Source organism: Fulvivirga aurantia, from assembly GCF_009711475.1.
GTDB lineage: Bacteria > Bacteroidota > Bacteroidia > Cytophagales > Cyclobacteriaceae > Fulvivirga > Fulvivirga aurantia.
In genome coordinates this window covers 1-5,743 of record NZ_SMMD01000693.1, presented here as the reverse complement: position 1 = coordinate 5,743, position 5,743 = coordinate 1, and the positions used below count along the sequence as shown (strand labels likewise).

The following is a 5,743-nucleotide window of genomic DNA, read 5'->3' as shown; positions in this document are numbered from 1 at the left end:
TCAACCGCATACCTGATTTTCTCAAAGTATTTACCTTTAATATCATCACAATAAGCAATTGCTTTTTCGCGGTTGTTTTCTATTTTATTTATGCGTTTTCTCTCTTCGATCATATTGTGTACTTCACGCTTGATGGTTGAGATGTGATCAGAAATTACCTGGATAGTGTTAAGCACCTCTCCGTTTTTAATTCCCAGATCTTTCAAACCTTGTGCATTTTTTATCAATTTGTTTTGATAAGCAATTGCTGTAGGTACAATATGATTTCTGGCCAAATCTCCCATCACCCTAGATTCAATCTGAATCTTCATGATGTAGCTTTCCCAGCGAATTTCATTTCTTGCCTCTAACTCAGTTTGGCTTAGAATATTATGTTTGCCAAATACCTCTAAAGACTCTTTATTGAGGTAAGCATCAAATGCTCTTGGCGAATCATTTATATTCGACAATCCTCTTTTTTCAGCTTCTTTCACCCATTCGTCAGAGTAACCATCTCCTTCAAATCTTATGGCTTTAGATTCTTTGATGTATTTTCTCAGGACACTTACAATGGCTAGTCTTTTCTCAGTGCCTTTTTTCATTTCCTTATTTACCGACTCGTGAAACTGTGTAAGCTGTTCGGCTACAATTGCATTGAGCACTGTCATAGGAGAAGCAGGGTTTTCATTTCCACCTACTGCTCTAAACTCAAACTTGTTACCGGTAAATGCGAATGGTGACGTTCTGTTTCTATCAGTATTATCAAGTATAATTTGTGGTATCTTATCAATACCTAACTTCATATACATGTTATCGCCTTTCTCAACTTTCACATTACCTCTTTTCTCTAACTCATCGAGTACGTGATTAAGCTGTGAACCGATAAATACAGACATAATAGCCGGAGGCGCTTCATTAGCTCCCAACCTGTGATCGTTGCCTGCAGACGCAATGCTAGCTCTCAAAAGATCTGCATATACGTGAACGGCTTTGATTGTATTTACGAAGAATGTTAAGAACAACAAGTTCTCTTTAGCACTGTTACTTGGCTGAAAAAGATTCACCCCGGTATTGGTGATCAAAGACCAGTTATTGTGCTTACCAGTACCATTTAGGCCCGCAAAAGGCTTCTCATGGAAAAGAACCTTTAAGTTGTGCCTCTCAGCTACTTTAGACATGGTGTCCATAAGTAGTGAGTTATGATCTGTGGCTACGTTTATGTCTTCAAAAACAGGTGCTACTTCAAACTGGCTTGGAGCAACCTCATTATGTCTCGTACTTACAGGTATGCCTAATTTGAGCGCTTCCTTCTCAAAATCCTTCATATAATCATATATACGAGGAGGAATTGAGCCGAAATAGTGATCATCCAACTGCTGCCCTCTGGCCGGGTTATGACCAAAAACAGTACGACCAGCCATGACTAAATCCGGACGGCTAGCGTATAATGCCTTATCGATCACAAAATACTCTTGCTCGATACCAAGCGATGCTTTTACTCTTGTTACTTTTTTATCGAATAATTGACAAACCTTTGTTGCTGCCTCATCTACAGCTTCTACCGCCTTTAGCAAAGGCGCTTTATTGTCTAACGCTTCGCCAGTGTAAGAAACAAAAATGGTTGGAATACACAAGGTAACACCATACACGAACATAGGAGAACTAGGATCCCAGGCAGTATAACCTCTGGCTTCAAAAGTACTTCTTATTCCACCACTTGGAAATGAAGAGGCATCAGGCTCTTGTTGTACTAAGGCACTACCTTTAAAGTTTTCGAGGCCAGTAAGATAATCGAAAAATGTATCGTGCTTTTCTGCTGTCGCCCCAGTCAATGGCTGAAACCAATGCGTGTAATGTGTAGCTCCTTTGTCAATCGCCCACGATTTTGCAGCCGATGCTACCGCATCTGCAGTGTCCGGGTCTACTTTCGTTCCGTTGTCTATTGCATTTTTTACCTTTTTATAATAGCCAGGAGCCAATAATCCTCTCATCTGAGGAAGTCCGAATACATCCTTTCCAAAATACTCTGAAATTTTTCCGGGAGATTCAACCTTGATCCTTGACCTGTTGTTTGCTCTCTCTAATGCTTTAAATCTTAATAGTGCCATGTATGGGTTTAATTTTCTATAAAAGACGCTTCGAATATACCACTTTAAAACAAGATAGGGTATTTTTTTTACCTACATTTTTATTATTTCATCAATTTTTCAGTCCCTTGGGGTAAAATTTAAGTCTAACAATAAAAACTAAGTGATATTATCTCTTTTTATCTGGTTTAATAGCCCAACGTATACCTTTAGGTTTTGTTAAAAAAAAAGAGGTCTCTCTCGAGACCCCTTCTTCATTCAACCGCTAACCCAATCACCTTATACCTTCTCCTCTTCCTCTTTCAACATTGGGTAATCGGTATATCCTTCTGCACCAGGCATATATAAGGTACTTGCGTCCATTTCATTCATTGGCGCATCCTCTTTCATACGTGTCACCAAATCAGGGTTACTAATAAATGGTCGACCAAAGGCTATAAGATGTGCATCTCCACTTTCTAAGTGATTTTCAGCCATGCTTTTGTCGTATCCTCCATTTAAAATGGTAGTGCCCTTAAATTTATCCCTTATGGTATTTTTTAATTCCATGGGTACTGCTGGTGCGCCAGTACTTGAGTGATCTACCAGATGAACATAAGCTATACCTTGCTTGCCAAGGTTTTCAGCTATGTAGGCGTATGTTTGGTCAACAGAATCGTATGCCGGCATATGGTTAAAAGGACTATGGGGTGACAACCTCACACCTACTTTGTCTTTACCAATAGCTGCTGCGACTTCCTCACTTACCTCAAGCAAGAATCTACTTCTATTTTCAATGCTACCTCCATATTCATTATTTAATTCATTGAGCTCCGCATTAATGAACTGTTCAATGAGATAACCATTAGCGGCATGAATCTCAACGCCATCAAAACCAGCCATTATCGCATTTTTAGCTCCACGCACAAATTCATCTTTTGCCTGCTTGATATCTTCGATAGTCATCAATTTAGGAGCAGTATGCGGCTGTGGACCTTCCTCATCGGTATACATCTCGCCTTCTAACACTTGCGTAGTAGGTGCGACAACCTTTCCACCGTTTCCGAGATTGATCTCATGCGCAACACGACCTACATGCATTATTTGCATAAAAACTTTAGAACCCGCTTCATGAATGGCATCCGTAATCTTCTTCCAACCATTAATTTGCTCTTGTGTAAAAACACCCGGAATACGAGGATAACCCAAACCATTGGCCGAAGGAGAAGTGCCTTCTGTAATAATCAATCCTGCTTCTGACCGCTGTCTGTAATACTCAGCCATTAAGTCGTTGGGAATATTATTTATTGCTCTACTTCTTGTCAGCGGTGCCATGACCACTCTATTTTTTAGCTCCAAAGATTTTAACTCAAAACTTTGAAACAACTTAGAATTACTCATTTTCTTTTATTTAATGTTTAAACAACGAATGTTCGAAAGAATAACGGTCTGAGTGCTATTATTGTTTCAATGTTTAAACATTATTTTTATGAAAAAGTCGGCCAGCCGCTACTTTAAGGTATGAGTTAGGGCCAGATTGATGATATGAAAAGAGGCAAAACTTGTAATATCGGGGAACTGCTGATACCAGTACATATAACCGGCATCTATACTAATTCGGTCAGACTGTTTCAATTTGAATCCTGCATAAAATCTATTTTGATCGAATATATTAGTTATCTCAGGATCCGCTCCTTGCACCATGAGCTCATTACTTATAACCGCCTTTAGTCTTTCACTTTTCCCAAGTGCTCTTTGAAGCATTAATCTATACCTGACCCTTACTTGAAAGAAATAACCATCGACAAGTTCGTTTCCTTCAGTTTCTCTAAACCACCGCTCCTCGACCATAAGTCTATGACCTACAGACCACTCTCCTATGTCATTGGTAATTCCAATCTCCTGGAAAGGCCTTAATTCCGGCCTAACCAAATCAACCTCCCCCCTGCTTACAGGAAGTGCTTGTCTGAAATAAATAAAACCTCCTCCTAGCACAATATTAGAGTCGAAGCGCTTGGTTACTTTTGGCCCTCCTAATAATTGATGCTGACGATCGGGAAAGGCATATCTCCGAGACTGAACCATAAAGCCTAAGCTCAGCCCGTTATTTAAAGGCTTGGTTAGAGAATATGTGACCCATATGAAATTATCTCTTTGAACATCTCTTTGCGCAATACTCTGAGAGAAACTGAACAAGAACAGACCAAAAAATGCGAGTTTCAACAATTTACTTTTGTGCATGCAACTGGTGATGGCTATTGGTCACTATTTTTTTTCTGACGCTCCTGCGCCCTCATATCTTCCTCAAACTCATCTTCATCACCATATTGATCTTCGTATAAGGCATCAAGTTTTTTGGAATACTCTTTATTGTAACTCAACCAGCCCAGGATAGCACTGTAGTATACATTGGCCATTTCTTTTACTCTACTACTGGTCGTGATACCATCTATAGTAAAGTCTTTTTTACCTAAAAGTGGTATTTCATCGAAGTTGTCCTGATAAAGTGCTTCAGCATAAGCAATTGGCCCTTCAACCACTCTTGTAAGGTAGAGGTTTCTATGGTAGACACCATCAGACAAGTCACTTTTAATTGAGTATTGAGTAGTAAAACCAAAGTTATTTTCAACAGGAAGCGCTTGTACGCCCAGCTGGTCGTTCAAGGCCTTAATTATATCTCTGGCAAAAATATCTGACTCTTCAAGGTCATAAGAGACCAGGAGTCTTAGTAGCTCAAATCGCTGATCGGTCTGATCTTTCCCATCTACCTCAAACCCTAAAAAGGCACCTGGGATAAATACCATGCTGTAGTTTTCGTTTACTGGCGGCAAATATTTATCATCATACCTTCTACTTCCTTCACTCGCATTCAGGTGTAAAACAAGCGTGATGTCTGGTTTGTATTCGTTTATTCTTTCTGCCCGCTTAACAAAGTCAAGGTTTCTGAAAACATCATGGAACATTATAAAGTCAGGAGCCTCACCAGACATTAGGTAGTTAAACTTCTCCCTGTTGTACCAGTCGTTTTTATAACCATACAAGATGTCTTTCTCATAATCAGTCTTCTTCCATTCTTCAAAGTTCATGTCAAATGCACTCTTACCATATTCATGAGTAAGCATCACATCTGCGCCTTTATCTTCCAACATATCTTCTAATACCAGAGCAGTAGTATATGCCAAATTAGCCTCAAAAAATGAGATGTCTTCTTTCTGATTGTAGTAAGAACCTTCAACCTTTACATAACGCTTTTCCAGCTCAGCCTGCTCAAAGTTTGAGGCCATATGACCAGGATCAAGCGCCACTTTCAGCCCACGGAGCTCACTCACAGGATATCTGGCCGGGTCTACATGCGTATTGTTAATTCCGTAGAAGTAATGCTCACCTTTTCTTTCTAAAATATCGATGATTTCCTCATCAGTTTTTGTTTCAAGTAATTGTACGAAATGGGGCATCTCACGCCAATAGAGCACAAATTGAGGTCTTTCGATTTTTTGGTTGGTAGAGTATACGTAAACTCCACGCTCATTAATCACTACGTTATCCATACATTGCTCTTCCTTGCAGAGAAACTTGAGGTTACGCTCTACTCTATCTTTGTAAAATTGTTTTACAGGTATGGGCTCTATATTTTGGCCAAAAGAGAAAGTAGGTAGGCTAAAAAGGGCAATTGCAATGAGGTTATATAACGTCTTTTT

At 39.5% G+C, this 5,743-nt stretch carries 4 protein-coding genes; all 4 read right to left on the bottom strand.

Annotated elements, in window-relative coordinates; genetic code table 11:
• The coding region (locus E1176_RS07510) for a glutamine synthetase III family protein (RefSeq protein ID WP_155209989.1) at positions 1-2,087 on the bottom strand (2,087 nt) is incomplete at its 3' end.
• 258 nt (positions 2,088-2,345) lie between these two features.
• Positions 2,346-3,446 (bottom strand): alkene reductase, encoded by a 1,101-nt coding sequence (locus tag E1176_RS07505; protein ID WP_155209988.1) that lies wholly within the window; start codon positions 3,444-3,446, stop codon positions 2,346-2,348.
• 108 nt (positions 3,447-3,554) lie between these two features.
• Positions 3,555-4,286 carry a DUF2490 domain-containing protein gene (locus E1176_RS07500; RefSeq protein ID WP_155209987.1) on the bottom strand — a complete coding sequence of 244 codons (732 nt, stop codon included), beginning with the start codon at positions 4,284-4,286 and terminating at the stop codon, positions 3,555-3,557.
• A gap of 14 nt (positions 4,287-4,300) precedes the next feature.
• The coding region (locus tag E1176_RS07495; protein WP_155209986.1) for an N-acetylmuramoyl-L-alanine amidase at positions 4,301-5,743 on the bottom strand (1,443 nt) is incomplete at its 5' end.